The following is a 13,800-nucleotide window of genomic DNA, read 5'->3' as shown; positions in this document are numbered from 1 at the left end:
CGCTTAGTGCTGAATTCACTATCGGCGAAGGTGAGTTGATGGCTCATGATGTCCCTCTGGGATGCGCTCCGGATGAATATGATGATCTCATATCAGGAACTTGTTCGCACCTTCCTTAGGATTTTCGCCACTGAATAAATTATAATAAATTGATTTTATAAGATATTCGTCATGGGCTATATGACCAGTACGAGTTGCATGCTCTAATGTTTCAGATGCCAGTATATGTGCGGCTTCAGCAAACATCCCAGGCCAACCCTTACTCAGCATAGACAGTCCTTTAAGGACTCTTATCTGAATCTCCCTCATACTCGCACCATCACGTGCAACAGGTAAGAAAAAGTCTTCCAGTAGGTCTTTGATCTGAAGTGGCGCAACATGTACTGAAGGATATATCACTTCAGTTTCATCTATTTTATTCTGCGCGTAAGCGGAGAGTATTCGAACACCTCTGCCAATGACATCAATCGCAGTACCGGGATCGTTTACTGCGGGCGAAAGGGCCCTGCAGGCTATTTCGGCCATGACGCTGAGACAGAATCGGGGATCCTGAGCAAATGAACGCACATCCGAGACAATGATCGTTTCAAGTAAATCGGTACAGATTGATGACTCCTGACCAGAACTCAGGTACAAAACTGGCATCGATGGATGTATGAAACTGCCTGGCTGCGCCACAAGATATACATGACGAGGATCATTGCTCAGCAGACTGCCGAGCTTGACCATGTCAATATATTCAACATAGCCAATTTTCTCCGGATATACGGCAACAGTTCCTTTTGGTTGTTCATTGTTCTCAAGCCATGGATATCCGCCAAGACATGGACTTTTTGCTCTCGCAATAAATGTCTCGATCGCCGCCTGTTCTACTTTTGCTGTTGTCTCACCTACCCTGCCCAGAGAGGTCAAATGCTGTATCCAGCGAAGCAATGTGATGATTATTAAGGCAATGACAACCAGTGTTACAATGAATAAAATGACTCTACCCCTTTCTCCGTAGGCTCCCATATTGAGGGCAATAATCCCTACCAGGCTGAAGAGAAAAGAACCGATAAAAGTGGCCAGTACATTTTGTGTGGTTACGTCTTCTACAACTAAACGCGTGGCTCTGGGCGTCACATTAGTAGTGGCTGAACCGTAAGCGGTGACCATGATACTCAGTGAAAATGTGGTCACCGCCAGCATACTCGATGCCAGTATGTTCAGAATATTATCAACTGCTTCCGCACCAACCTTCACTGATACTGACTCTGGGATCATTGATCTAAAAAGAATAGATAAAAGGGCCGTTATTATTGCTACCATTGCAAATAACGTTGCCCTGAACCATAGTTTTTTAAGTGTCTGCCTGAGAATCCATTGCCAGCGTAAAATCATTCAGCATATCCTTGTATTAAGTTCGGGAAAATAAATGCCGCCCGGCAGGACGGCATTTTTGTATTAACGAACGAGGTGCAGGAAGTGCAGGTGTTTTTCGTACTGGTCCAGTATGTCATTAATCAGCTGTTCCTGATTCCAGCCCATCACATCATAGTTTTGACCGCCTTCTTTCAGATAGACCTCAGCGCGATAATATCGATGTTGCTCAACCTGCTGCTCGTCATTGTCCATTGCAGCCATGGCGAAAGCCGGTGAGTTATAGCCACGAAGTCTCACTTCATAAATAAAGTTCAGCTCATTGCCCAAATCGACTTCAAGCCGAATTCGTTCGTCATCAGTATCACTTATATGGCTTATCGTTCCCTGTTTATTCAGTTCTTCCTGAACCAGCGTCATGGCGGGCTGGATAACGTCGCCCATAAAGCGTATCACAAGAGAGCGCTTTGGCAGATAAGCGATATTGCGCAAGCGTCTCTGCCATGGAATCGGGTTACGCGCTGCAGTCGGAGCAATAGTCGCCATGCTCAGGCTTTCACGCTTGGTCAAATCCCGACGCAGGGCTTTTAATAATCCGTATATGGATATCAGTAAAATCACTGAGAAAGGTAATGCGCTCGCTATTGTCACGGTTTGCAGCGCGCTCAGTCCCCCCGCAATCAGCAGTGCGATTGCCACAATCCCTATGAGCGAGGCCCAGAAAATTCGCTGCCATACAGGCGTGTTAGCGACGCCACCCGATGCCAGCGTATCAACAACCATTGCCCCGGAGTCAGCCGAGGTGACAAAGAAGACAATGACCATCGCCATTGCAATAAATGACAGCACGGAAGAAAACGGGAAATGCTCCAGGAAATTAAACAGGGCCAGCGCGACATCCTGCTGAACGGTATTGGCGAGATCAGCCGCCCCCTGGTGCATAATGAGATAGATTGCGCTGTTACCAAACACCGTCATCCACATGAGCGTGAAGCCGGCGGGAACAAACAGCACGCCGGTGACAAACTCGCGAATGGTTCGACCGCGCGAGACTCTTGCGATGAACATCCCCACAAACGGCGACCATGAAAGCCACCATCCCCAGTACAGTAATGTCCAGCCCCCCAGCCAGTTGCTCGACTTAGGTTCATACGCATAAAGGTTAAAAGTTTTACTCACCAGTTCAGAAAGATAACCGCCCGTATTTTCCACAAATGACTTCAGCAGAAGCACGGTTGGTCCCAGACACAGGACCAGCGCCAGCAGCAGCACTGCCAGGCCCAGGTTGAGCTCAGACAGTATACGTATTCCCTTGTCCAGGCCGGACACCACCGAAATCGTCGCTAAACCAGTGATGACAACGATTAGAATCACCTGCACCGTTTCATTAATAGGCACCCCGAAAAGATGATTCAAACCAGCATTCACCTGCAAAACACCGTACCCCAGCGATGTCGCAACGCCAAAGACGGTGCCAATAACGGCGAAAATATCAACCGCATGGCCTACAGGTCCGTATATGCGCTCGCCAATAATGGGATAAAGTGCGGAACGCAGCGTTAAAGGCAGACCGTGACGGTAACTGAAAAAGGCCAGGATCAGTGCCACAATGGCATAGATTGCCCATGCGTGCAGGCCCCAGTGGAAGAACGTCAGGCGCATTGCTTCCTTCGCTGCCGCAACGGTCTCTGGAGTGCCGACAGGAGGTGAAAGATAATGCATCACAGGTTCAGCAACGCCAAAGAACATCAGGCCGATCCCCATCCCTGCCGAGAAAAGCATCGCAAACCAGGAGTGATAGCTAAAATCAGGCTGCGCATGGTCCGGACCCAGTTTGATATCACCGTAGCGTGAGAGTCCCAGGAACGAGACACTCAGTAGAATCAGGGCCACTGCAAGGATGTAGAACCAGCTGGCATTCGTGAAGATTTGTTGCTGAAGTAGTTTAAAATTTTTGTCGGCGACATCCGGGAATACAGCGGCAAAGGCGACAAGAAGGAAAATTAACAAAGCAGATGTAAAGAATACCGCTTTGTTAATCTGGCTTTTAGACTTCTTTTGGATTGTATCATTTTCACTCATAATCATTTATTCCATTAATTAAAATCCGCACTGTATAGAGGGTACTACATCTCAAAGATTAGCAAACTTCAACTTACGATGCGGCGTCAATCGGAATGCAGAGTGCAAGAGTGGCCATACAGATATCCTGTTGATAGTCTGCCAGCCGTCTTCTGGAGCATTTGATTTGCATAAATTGCATCAGATCTGGGGATTCACTTTGATTAGAGCAATATTGAGAATGACTTACTAACGTCTGATGTTGCGTAAAGCGGGCTTTAAGGATGGTCGCAATGTCAGAGGTAAGGACAGACGTTCAGGATGCAAATAATCAGTGCCGGTTCGTCGCTGATTTTCCTTCAGGCTGACTTGTCCAAAACGAGTAACAATCGCCGGTGATGCTGCCAACTTACTGATTTAGTGTATGATGGTGTTTTTGAGGTGCTCCAGTGGCTTCTGTTTCTATCAGCTGTCCCTCCTGTTCAGCTACTGGCGGGGTGGTGCGTAACGGCAAAAGCACTGCCGGACATCAGCGCTATCTCTGCTCTCACTGCCGTAAAACATGGCAACTGCAGTTCACTTAGGGGTCCGCTTGGAAAAAGGAAATTATCCTACGCTAAGCGCATTTTTTGCACAGATGGCTACCGACTGAACGTAACGTGTGAGTCATGATCAGAAATGTGTTAACTCTAGGAATTGACACGACTTACTGTTTGATGGGGAAATCATGTTTAGCTATCTCAAGGCTATGTATCATCAATCAAAAATTCAGGCTGAACTCAAGGTACAGATACATGAACAAACTACGGTTAATGCTATCTGTCATCACCCTGAATCAATCGAGATCATTGCGGTTTGTTCGACTGATGCGTATTACCGAAAACGTAAGGACGCTGCTTTTCTGACAACCTGTTCTGTGCTCATGCGTACTTTAAAAGATGAATCCGTACCGATGGTACTACGGAAAACAGCATGGCGATTATTGAACGAAAGATACCAACGAATTAAGTTAAATCAGGCTTATAGGATAGAAAATTTCTTGCTTGTTGCCGATTTTGAATATGCTCTCGAAGAACATGATGAACTAGCAGAGTAGTACTAGTGAGGCGATGAATACCGACAGTTAACGTGCATGTGACTTAAACGTCCGAAACCGAACGATTACGTACACCATGCCGTTGATCTGTCCGAAAGTAGGCAAAACCAGAAACGGACAGCCTGACAGTTCCGTACATCCCTTGCGGTCAGGGGTTTCCGATCAATGGAACGAAATCACCCGTTAAGCTTGAAAATCTTAACGTAGGATAATTTCCGAATTCCAAGCGGACCCCCAGAAGGATATAAAAGCCAAAATCGCCGCCCTGACCTGCGTCCATTTCGAGGTAACCGAAAACGCCGAGAATCTGCTGCATAATTCTCTTGCCGCCTGGCAGAGCCCACAGGATACCTCACTGTGGCTCGACGACTTCGGCTCCGGCTACGCGGGAATTAACGCTATTCGCGGTTATCACTTTGACTATGTGAAAATTGATAAGGATTTTTTCTGGCACCTGATGCGCAAAGAGTCCGGCCGCCAGCTGATGGATGCGCTGGTGACCTTTTTATCGCGCAACCATCATAATGTGATTATTGAAGGTGTCGAAAGCGAAGCCCATAAAGAATGGCTGCAGGGAATGGAGTGGTTTGCTATCCAGGGACATTACTGGCGGGAAGTCAGTATTGAACAACTGGTCGCCGATGATATTGCCATGTAAAAAAAGCCGGGAATTCCCGGCTTTTTAACGTCACTTAATTATAAACTAATTCCCACGTTGCCCAGCTGGTAATCGGCCCGCTGGTGGCGCTTTTCGGCGTTGGCGAAACATAGCCAACGTAATAGGTGAACAGGCCGCCGCTGACCGCGCTTTCCTGCAAACGCACCTGATTTTGCTGCGGGTCCGCCGGGACAATTTTATTACTCTTATCCAGCGTATTATTATCGTTAGTCGATAGCGCCAGATAAATATTCTGCGCTCCATCCGGCAAGGTATTGGCCAGATACCCGGCGTTTTCGTTACCGACCGCCGTCAGTAAAAAACCATCGACCCAGCGCACGCTGACCCGACGCACCTCATCCTGCGAGGCTGCCCCACCATCATGGCGCAGCTGGCAGTTTGACAGTGCCAGGGTAAACGGCTGCGGTTTCATAAACGCCCCGGCACCGCGATCGTGGACTTCCGCCAGGCTGACCGGCGCCAGCCAGACATTACCGCTGCCGGCATGCTGGCCGCCGTTTAGCGCGATGCTACAGGAAATATCCGTCACCCGCCCGGCAAAATCGACCCGTCCGCGATCGTAATTGGTCTCAAAACCCCACGCCGAGGGGGCGGCGAGGCTGCCGCAAAATAGCAGCCACGCGATAGTGTTTTTCGGCAATCCCTTCATTCCCCCTCCCGTATTAATCGTACGTCAGGTTAAAGATCATATGCGACTCCACCTCGCCGGTGCTGGTCGTCGGGCCATACTGATAAAAACGCGCGTGCAGCGGTATGGTGATGTAGCGGGTCTCCTGATTATTCAAGCGGCCGACGGTGTATTTATTATTAAACTGCAGCGGGGAGCCATCCTTCAGCACCTGGATGCCAATGCCTTTCGCCATCCCGCTGCCGGCTTTTTCATTCAGCAAGGCGCCCATGGTAGCGGTAGTGCTGGTGGCCAGGGTACCGGAGAACGAGGTGCTAATGTTGGCATATCCCGTTTCACTCAGGCCGCCGCTGCACTGCAGGTCGATATTAAAATCCTTCCCGCCGGCGGTGGTGCCGACCCCTTTCAGGTCGGTGCGCCGGATGGAACCCACATCGACATTCATATTTTTCCCGCTCAGCACTGAACAGGAGGGCGAGACCACGGTGATGGCGTTGGCGCTCAGATAGGTTTCGAGGATCGGGTTATCGCCGCTCTCCCAGTCGTAGGAGGTGTACTTACCCGCCGCCAGGGTGCCGCTGCCGGTGGTTGCCGCGGTTTTGATAATCTCCAGCGTAAAGCGCGACCCTTCGAGGGAATAGTTGGTGGTGTTATATACCTGGGACGAAAAGACGTCGGGATAGACGATATTTACCGTTGCGCCGCCGCGGCTGAAACGCATGCCGATTCCCGGCACGTTGGTGGAGTAGATTTTATTTCCAAGGTCCGTGGCCCCTGGCGACACGATCTTCGCCGCAAAGCGGTTGGTGCCGGAAGTACAGCGATAGCTTGCCCCGCCGGGAGCGCTCATCGTCCAGTCGCGGGTAAGGATCACCGAGCCCACCGGCAGATCCGAGGGCACCACCACCCTGCCCACCACCATGTCCAGCATCACCGTTGGCGATGAGAGACGCGTACAGGAGGCCCAGGACGAGGTGGTTCCCAGCGCCATTAAGACGATAAAAAGCGTTAGTAATTTCCTCAGCGACATACGCTATCCTTTGTTGTTTGCTGTCCCAGATCCACCGAACACTGCCCGCCGCTCCACTTCACAATCGCGCGTTTGGCGTTCGCATCGCTGATAAACATCATGCTGCCCTGGCCGACAACGCCGATCTCCTTGCCGTCGGGGGAGAAAATACTTGCCGCAAACGGCAACGGCTCGTGGTTCGCCTGGCGCGCCTGCAGGGTGAGGTTGTTCTGCACCTTAGTGCCGAACGCGACCTTAACCACGCTGCCTTCCCACGGCACAACCTGCGCCACGGTGCGATCGAAGGCCACGTCGTCATGGCTGCCTTTCGGGTCGATTTCCACGGCGTTAATCCGGTACGGGCGCAGATACGGCAGGATGGCGTAACCATTGCTGTCCACACGGGTGCCCGGCGATCCCGGAAGCATCGCCCCGGCCGCGTCTTTGGCTTCAATCAGGGCCATCGTCGAGCCGCTTTCCGGTGAGAGCACCACGCCGCCGCTGTGGGCGATCATCGTCCCGCTGGCGCCAATGCCGCTCTGACGATAGCCTTCGCCCTGGCTGTAGCTGCCGTTGAGGGTGGTCCATGGCGTACGGTAGCTGCCGTTGAGCGCCACATCATGCTGACCGCCGGTGGCGGTGGTGGTCGACACGCCGTAGTTAAGGTTGTTTTCACTGTCCAGCGAACCGTTGATACCAATCTGCGAGCTGGCAAAGCGCGAGTTATTGAACGAGGTGTTCGACGTCAGGTTGGCGGTGCGGTTATCGCCAAACCACAGCGGGTAGCTGAAGTTGAGTGAAATACGATCGTCGCGACGATGACCGGAGCTGTCTGGCGTATAGACGCGCTGCGCGCTCGCCGACCAGGAGAGACGACCAAATGAATTGTTGTAGCTGACCTGATACTGCTTCTCGGTCCCGGAGCGGTTCCAGTAATCGGAGATACGGCCGCTGAGATAAAACCCGCCCCAGCCGTCCGGCAGGTTCTGGTTCACCGTGAAGGTCATGCCGTTTTTTTGCCGCCACAGGGTGTAGTTGCTGCGACTATTTTTTTCCTGATCGACGGCGTACAGCGCGTCGTTGAGGTTGTAATAACCTTTCGTCGAGTAGCGATACGCCGCCAACACGATGCTGGTCTGGGTATCGGTAAACATGCGGTTAAAGGTCGCGCGATAGCTCTGACCCGAGTCATCATGGGCATCGCTCTTCAACCGCGAATGGGTGACGTCAAAAGAGAGCGCGCCGATGCCGGTGTTCATCCCTGTCCCCACCAGGAAGGCCTGATAGTCGTCAAAACCGGTGACCCCGGTGTAGCCGGTCAACAGATTGTTGATCCCGTGCTGCCAGGTCGCCTGATAGAGCATCGGCTTGTTGCGCAGCGCGCTGTCGTCCACTTTACCGGCGGAGAGCGCGTAGCGGGTCATTCCCGGACGCAGCAGCTGGGCGACGGAAGCGTAAGGCACGCTAAACACTTCTACCGAGCCATCCGCTTCTTTCACCGAGACCTCAAGATCGCTGCCATAGCCGGAAGGATAGACATCCTGCAGGGTAAACGGTCCGGGCGGAACGGTGGTCTGATAGATAATATTGCTGCCCTGGCGCACGGTGACGAGGGCGTTGCTCTGCGCCACGCCGCGAATTTCCGGAGCATACGAGCGCATGCCGTCCGGGAACATATTGTCATCGGTGGAAAGATTAACCCCGCGCAGACCGATAGTGTCGAAAAATTCACCATTGGTGAAAATCTGCCCGCCGCTGACGATGGAGTTGAGCTGTGGGATAGGGCGCTGGAGATAGGTCTGGTTGCTGTTCCAGTGCGCTTTACCCTGCTGCTGCTGCCAGTTCAGGTTGCCGATGTGCTTCAGCAGCCAGCCGTCCCACGACAGACCGGCGTTGACGCCCAGATAGGCGCTGCTGTTATCCGACCCGCCTACCGAAGAGGTATGGCTGTTCCAGGCGTTCGCCATCCAGCCAAGATTGAGCGCGGTAATACCTTTGTCCCAGAACTCCGGGCTGACATAGTTTTTCAGGCGTTGATCTTCATAGATCTGCGGTACCGAAATGTTCAACCGCAGGGAGGACTGGACCAGGTTGTCTTTGACGTTTTCTTCGTTGCGCCAGGATTTGAGGCTACCGCAGTAGCCCTCCTGCTCGCTCAGCTGCGGATTGAGCTTTTCCGCCGCGATGCCATATTGGGCCAGCATCGCTTTGGTGTAGCAGACGCCCAGCCGACCATCTTTATCGCGCGCGATGCGTAAATCGTAGCGCCCTTTCCACTCGTCGTTGGTGTAGACGTCAAGGGAGTAAGTGCCTTCGGTAATCGCGCTGGTCGAAAAGCGCGACAGATCGACCTTTTCGCGACTGCCGACAATAAAGCCGTCGTTAAACTGATATACCGTTCCCGGGTTTTCCTGTCCGCTGGAAAATGGCGGAAAGTAGCACAGCGCGATGGCGATCGCGGTGCTTAATCTTCCCGGGCAGAATGACCTCTGCTTCATTAGCTTTTCCCTTATTTAACGGCCACTTTCACTGCGACATCGGCGCCATAGTCATTAATGTTGTTAACGGTCAGGGTTTCGCCGCGGTTGACGGCGGAGGAGAGCGCCACCGTCTGGCTGGACTGCGGCGCCAGCATCACGGTTTTGCTGTTCAGGGCTTTACCGCCGTCGCGGGAAATACGGCTGACGGTAATGTAGAACGGCGTCGGGTTGTTGATGGCGAGACTACTGCCGCTGGCGGTCAGGGTCAGCTTCTCGGCCGCCGCATCGCGGTTGCCCAGTCCGGCAGGACGATAAATAAATTTAAAGCGCGAACGGATCGCCAGCTGCAGCACGTTCTGGCCTTCATTTTTCTGATTGGCCACCACCGGCGGAATTTCCAGCAGATTCAGCCACCACAGCGTCTCTTTATCTTTCGCCAGACCGGCGCTGCTGCCGAGCTTAATACGCAGCGTCTGGCCGCTCTTGGCGTCAACGCGCGAAATCGGCGGGGTGATAATAAACGGGGTGGTAATGGTATCCGGTGTGGCATCGGCATCGCCGTTATCCAGCCAGGCCTGCGCCAGCGCCGGACGGTCGGCGTTATTTGAAAGCTGTACCGTTATTTCTTTTTCATTTCCTGGATAAATAAAGCGGGTACCGTTAACAATAATATTGTTGGCATGGGCCGCAAAACTAAAAATGAAACAGAAAAAAAGGGCAATACGCTTCATGCTGACCTCAGAATAAAAATACAAGCGGCGGACATCGCCGCTTTATTATTGTTATTAACTGCCCCGGAGCGGGGCAGTTTTATTTTCTGACGGAATTACTGGTAAGTAATTTCGTAAGTCGCGTAGCTGTTAACCACACCGGTGGTTACCGTGGTCGGCGCGCTGGTGGCGTAGCCTACGTAGTAGGTGAAACGCGCGCCATCAGCTACAGCGGAAGCGTCGCCTTTCGCTTTCGGCTGAGTGCTGCCACCCGGGATGATTTTGTTGGTCAGCGCGGTAGCGTTGTCAGTAGACAGCACCAGCTGGATGTTCTGAGCACCGGAAGCTTCGGTGTTCGCCAGGTAGCCCTGTTGTTTGCTGGTTGCGCCAGCCAGCAGGTTACCGCCGGTCCAGTTCACGCCCAGTTTGCTTACGTCATCCTGTTTAGTGCCATTAGCAGCCTGGCACTTAGAGACGTCAATGGTGAAAGATTTCGGTTTCAGGTAAGTATCCGCTGCTGCCGCTTTAACTTCAGTCAGGGTTACCGGAGACAGGTAAACGTTCGCATCGCTGCCCTGGCCGTTAACGGAAACAGTACAGGATACATCGGTAACTTTACCGAAGAAATTAACCTGGCCGCCGCCAACATTGGTATCAGCTGCATGGGCAGCAGTCATGCCAAAAAACGCGGTTGCCATTGCTGCAGAAAGAAGAACCTTTTTCATTGCCATTTCCTTGTCAGAGTGAATTACGAATCAATGAGCACACTGTGAATTCGCATAGAACCAGAAACATCAGGCGATGCTGATTTATGCCACTGTTAACGAAAAAGACTTTAGTAGATTGGCCACTATATTCCCATACACTTTTTATGGTTTAGTTGAATAAATCGAACTTTTGCTGAGTTGAAGGATCAGATCACGTATCTTCCCGACAACGCAGACCGTTCCGTGGCAAAGCAAAAGTTCAAAATCACCAACTGGCCCACCTACAATAAAGCCCTCATCAACCGTGGCTCCATAACTTTCTGGCTGGATGATGAAGCTATTCAGGCCTGGTATGAGTCAGCAACACCTTCTTCACGAGGCAGACCTCAGCGCTATTCTGACCTTGCCATCACGACTGTGCTGGTCATTAAACGCGTATTCAGGCTGACCCTGCGCGCTGCGCAGGGCTTTATTGATTCCATTTTTTCTCTGATGAACGTTCCGCTACGCTGCCCGGATTACAGCTGTGTCAGCAGGCGGGCAAAGTCGGTTAATATCAGTTTCAAAACGCCCACCCGGGGTGAAATCGCACACCTGGTAATTGATTCCACCGGGCTGAAGGTCTTCGGTGAAGGCGAGTGGAAAGTCAAAAAGCATGGCCAGGAACGCCGTCGTATATGGCGTAAGCTGCATCTGGCAGTTGACAGTAAAACACATGAAATCATCTGCGCTGACCTGTCGCTGAACAATGTGACCGACTCAGAAGCCTTCCCGGGTCTTATCCGGCAGACTCACAGAAAAATCAGGGCAGCATCGGCAGACGGCGCTTACGACACCCGGCTCTGTCACGATGAACTGCGGCGTAAGAAAATCAGCGCGCTTATCCCTCCCCGAAAAGGTGCGGGTTACTGGCCCGGTGAATATGCAGACCGTAACCGTGCAGTGGCTAATCAGCGAATGACCGGGAGTAATGCGCGGTGGAAATGGACAACAGATTACAACCGTCGCTCGATAGCGGAAACGGCGATGTACCGGGTAAAACAGCTGTTCGGGGGTTCACTGACGCTGCGTGACTACGATGGTCAGGTTGCGGAGGCTATGGCCCTGGTACGAGCGCTGAACAAAATGACGAAAGCAGGTATGCCTGAAAGCGTGCGTATTGCCTGAAAACACAACCCGCTACGGGGGAGACTTACCCGAAATCTGATTTATTCAACAAAGCCCCTGACTATACCAGGCTGGCATTAAACACAAGGTAACGCTCACTGCAATAAGTGAGCGCAGTCCGTTATGAGCGAAGAGCGGATATTCAGACCGACTGATAGCTGATTTTGAGTTGCCAAAAAGAGCGCTCCTATTCAGTACAAAAAAGATGGTAATGTTTCATAAAATCTCTTAGGCCTTGCAGGAATGGTTTTGAAATGAATGGATCTTGTTTGTGTGGAACAATTGAATTTGAACTTACTCATAAACCAGCAGTGTTTTATCGTTGTCATTGCTCGCTTTGCAGAAAGCAGAGCGGCGTGGGTTACAATCTCGCCACACTAGTCAAAGACAGTGAGTTTCGCTGGATTAAAGGGGAAAACTGCATTGCTTCATGGTCTAAGCCAACGGGGTACCGTACAGATTTTTGCAATGTATGTGGCTCAACTGTGCCTAACAGTCTGCGAGATGTACCTTATGTCTGGGTTCCTGTTGGTTTAATTGACGAACGTCTTGAAATGGAATGTGCAGGAGACTTCTGCACTGATGATGCAATGCCCTGGGATGAAACCCGCTCACCTAGTTGTCACGCTGGACCTGTCGAGTCTCTAGCCTCGCTTTTAAAGTACCTGAAACTCAATTCCTGAGCGTCAGCATTTGGCACAAAGCAGACGTTAAGACTTACAGCATCGGGAAACTTCTGGATGCCGCGTCAGCGGCATGGAGGCGCCAGATGAGGTTACATGTGTCTGTGGAGTCAAATGGCGCCGAAAGCCCGGCGTAGCCGGTTACCGGGCTATAAATTATGCCACCCTACCCCCTGCCCTGATTAGCCTTAACCCGCTAACAGCAATGAAGAAGTCAAAGTAATCCCTTTTAACCCCGGTGAGCGGGCTTTACGGCGTTTACGACGTAAAGGGCGTGATTTCCGGGGCCTTAGCGGCGGCAGCTTGCTGCTGACGCTTAGGGGGATGTTCATCAACTATTTCAGCGACACCTGGGAACTTACACGGTAGCTGCAATGCCATACCGGCTAAAAACATCTCAGACGCCTCTGTACGCGGTCGGAGTGGTCCCGGCAAGGCGACAGCCGCAGTCGGGGCGTATCTCCGCGTTAGCGGGCCGCAGGGCCGCTTACGAGCGTGTACCAGACAACTGACAGCAGCTCCACCCACAGCGATGAAGAAGAATAGTTACAACACCCATTATTAAAAGCGACACTACTCCCGGCCTTCGGCCGGGGGCGGCGGCGCTTTTCAGTGGTGGGGAGGGGCTCCTGGCCGGCAAACCGGCGCCGGTTTTATGATGAATATCATTATGAATGCTGTAACTAATTTACTTCTCCGGCCGGGGCCCGTCGCGAAGCGATGGGAGCTCTCTCTGGTGTTGCCGAACCGACGCGACCGTCAGGTCGCTGCAAGGGCGGGCATTCTCCCGAGCCGGTCCACAGGGCAGGCGATGAACAGGTTATGTGTTTACAGGATTTATTAAAGGATTTTTAAAAGAGATACAGAGCTGATGTTTAAAAGGAACCACGCACCCTGAAAGACTGACGGTTAGCGCTTTGCAAAACCATCGGTTAGCGCCATATGAAATAATCCCTTGCAGTTATTTGTGAATAACAAAAATCGGCCGTCAAAGTGACGCCGGCGATAACATTTCTGGCCAGTACAGTGCCAGAAAGGCGGTGATTCAGGTAAGTGGGAAGACCTCACTGCTCATAAGATCAGCAATGGCCGGTAACAGGCGTGCGGGCACTGTTGCAAATAGTCGATGGTGATAAACTTATCATCCCCTTTTGCTGATGGAGCTGCACATGAACCCATTCAAAGGCCGGCATTTTCAGCGTGACATCATTCTGTGGGCCG

At 51.9% G+C, this 13,800-nt stretch carries 11 protein-coding genes and 2 pseudogenes; 5 read left to right on the top strand and 8 right to left on the bottom strand.

Annotated features, from left to right (window positions below; all coding sequences use genetic code 11):
* Positions 1 to 87 precede the first annotated feature (87 nt).
* Positions 88 to 1,380, bottom strand: coding sequence for a DUF2254 domain-containing protein (locus FHC52_RS21995; protein WP_023304011.1), 1,293 nt, complete (start codon positions 1,378 to 1,380; stop codon positions 88 to 90).
* A gap of 63 nt (positions 1,381 to 1,443) precedes the next feature.
* Positions 1,444 to 3,441, bottom strand: coding sequence for a choline BCCT transporter BetT (locus FHC52_RS21990; protein ID WP_047353163.1), 1,998 nt, complete (start codon positions 3,439 to 3,441; stop codon positions 1,444 to 1,446).
* A gap of 428 nt (positions 3,442 to 3,869) precedes the next feature.
* Between FHC52_RS21990 and FHC52_RS21985 the strand changes: the two are divergent.
* Both FHC52_RS21985 and FHC52_RS21980 read left to right on the top strand, forming a co-directional pair.
* Positions 3,870 to 4,001: pseudogene (locus FHC52_RS21985) on the top strand (IS1 family transposase); the annotation flags it as partial.
* Positions 4,002 to 4,147: 146 nt separating this feature from the next.
* Positions 4,148 to 4,516: a hypothetical protein gene (locus tag FHC52_RS21980; protein ID WP_032677090.1), complete on the top strand. Its 369-nt coding sequence runs from the start codon at positions 4,148 to 4,150 to the stop codon at positions 4,514 to 4,516.
* A 148-nt stretch (positions 4,517 to 4,664) separates the two neighbouring features.
* Here FHC52_RS21980 and FHC52_RS21975 read toward each other — a convergent pair whose 3' ends face one another.
* Positions 4,665 to 4,832 (bottom strand): hypothetical protein, encoded by a 168-nt coding sequence (locus FHC52_RS21975; protein WP_153247013.1) that lies wholly within the window; start codon positions 4,830 to 4,832, stop codon positions 4,665 to 4,667.
* On the opposite strand from FHC52_RS21975, the pseudogene mkrJ reads away from it, so the two are divergent.
* Positions 4,752 to 5,174: pseudogene (gene mkrJ / locus FHC52_RS21970) on the top strand (phosphodiesterase MrkJ); the annotation flags it as partial. The gene FHC52_RS21975 and the pseudogene mkrJ sit on opposite strands and share 81 nt — an antisense overlap.
* A gap of 34 nt (positions 5,175 to 5,208) precedes the next feature.
* On the opposite strand, the gene mrkF reads toward mkrJ, so the two are convergent.
* The 5 genes from mrkF to mrkA all read right to left on the bottom strand — a co-directional run bounded on the left by mrkF (position 5,209) and on the right by mrkA (position 10,747).
* Entirely contained in the window at positions 5,209 to 5,844 is a 636-nt protein-coding gene (mrkF, locus tag FHC52_RS21965; RefSeq protein WP_000677445.1) for a type 3 fimbria minor subunit MrkF, read from the bottom strand.
* A 13-nt stretch (positions 5,845 to 5,857) separates the two neighbouring features.
* Complete coding sequence (gene mrkD / locus FHC52_RS21960) at positions 5,858 to 6,853, bottom strand: type 3 fimbria adhesin subunit MrkD (RefSeq protein WP_023311709.1); 996 nt, start codon at positions 6,851 to 6,853, stop codon at positions 5,858 to 5,860.
* Positions 6,844 to 9,330 carry a type 3 fimbria usher protein MrkC gene (mrkC, locus tag FHC52_RS21955; RefSeq protein ID WP_047353162.1) on the bottom strand — a complete coding sequence of 829 codons (2,487 nt, stop codon included), beginning with the start codon at positions 9,328 to 9,330 and terminating at the stop codon, positions 6,844 to 6,846. The genes mrkD and mrkC overlap by 10 nt, the downstream gene beginning before the upstream one ends.
* An 11-nt stretch (positions 9,331 to 9,341) precedes the next feature.
* Positions 9,342 to 10,043 (bottom strand): type 3 fimbria chaperone MrkB, encoded by a 702-nt coding sequence (gene mrkB / locus FHC52_RS21950; protein ID WP_000820818.1) that lies wholly within the window; start codon positions 10,041 to 10,043, stop codon positions 9,342 to 9,344.
* 95 nt (positions 10,044 to 10,138) lie between these two features.
* Positions 10,139 to 10,747: a type 3 fimbria major subunit MrkA gene (gene mrkA, locus FHC52_RS21945; protein ID WP_032676100.1), complete on the bottom strand. Its 609-nt coding sequence runs from the start codon at positions 10,745 to 10,747 to the stop codon at positions 10,139 to 10,141.
* Positions 10,748 to 10,927: 180 nt separating this feature from the next.
* Here mrkA and FHC52_RS21940 point away from each other — a divergent pair, with 180 nt between their 5' ends.
* Positions 10,928 to 11,896: an IS5-like element IS903B family transposase gene (locus FHC52_RS21940; RefSeq protein WP_080882235.1), complete on the top strand. Its 969-nt coding sequence runs from the start codon at positions 10,928 to 10,930 to the stop codon at positions 11,894 to 11,896.
* Positions 11,897 to 12,150: 254 nt separating this feature from the next.
* Entirely contained in the window at positions 12,151 to 12,579 is a 429-nt protein-coding gene (locus FHC52_RS21935; RefSeq protein WP_001554382.1) for a GFA family protein, read from the top strand.
* Positions 12,580 to 13,800 lie beyond the last annotated feature (1,221 nt).

Origin of the sequence: Enterobacter sp. EC_64 (assembly GCF_019584165.1) — a bacterium.
Taxonomy (GTDB): Bacteria; Pseudomonadota; Gammaproteobacteria; order Enterobacterales; family Enterobacteriaceae; genus Enterobacter; species Enterobacter roggenkampii.
This window is presented reverse-complemented; position numbering and strand designations above follow the sequence as displayed.

Excerpts from the sequence above, each read along its gene's own strand:
- FHC52_RS21995 (WP_023304011.1), bottom strand. The coding sequence starts at position 1,380 with ATGATTTTACGCTGGCAATGGATTCTCAGGCAGACACTTAAAAAACTA.
- FHC52_RS21990 (WP_047353163.1), bottom strand. The coding sequence starts at position 3,441 with ATGAGTGAAAATGATACAATCCAAAAGAAGTCTAAAAGCCAGATTAAC.
- FHC52_RS21980 (WP_032677090.1), top strand. The coding sequence starts at position 4,148 with ATGTTTAGCTATCTCAAGGCTATGTATCATCAATCAAAAATTCAGGCT.
- FHC52_RS21975 (WP_153247013.1), bottom strand. The coding sequence starts at position 4,832 with ATGCAGCAGATTCTCGGCGTTTTCGGTTACCTCGAAATGGACGCAGGT.
- mrkF (WP_000677445.1), bottom strand. The coding sequence starts at position 5,844 with ATGAAGGGATTGCCGAAAAACACTATCGCGTGGCTGCTATTTTGCGGC.
- mrkD (WP_023311709.1), bottom strand. The coding sequence starts at position 6,853 with ATGTCGCTGAGGAAATTACTAACGCTTTTTATCGTCTTAATGGCGCTG.
- mrkC (WP_047353162.1), bottom strand. The coding sequence starts at position 9,330 with ATGAAGCAGAGGTCATTCTGCCCGGGAAGATTAAGCACCGCGATCGCC.
- mrkB (WP_000820818.1), bottom strand. The coding sequence starts at position 10,043 with ATGAAGCGTATTGCCCTTTTTTTCTGTTTCATTTTTAGTTTTGCGGCC.
- mrkA (WP_032676100.1), bottom strand. The coding sequence starts at position 10,747 with ATGAAAAAGGTTCTTCTTTCTGCAGCAATGGCAACCGCGTTTTTTGGC.
- FHC52_RS21935 (WP_001554382.1), top strand. The coding sequence starts at position 12,151 with ATGAATGGATCTTGTTTGTGTGGAACAATTGAATTTGAACTTACTCAT.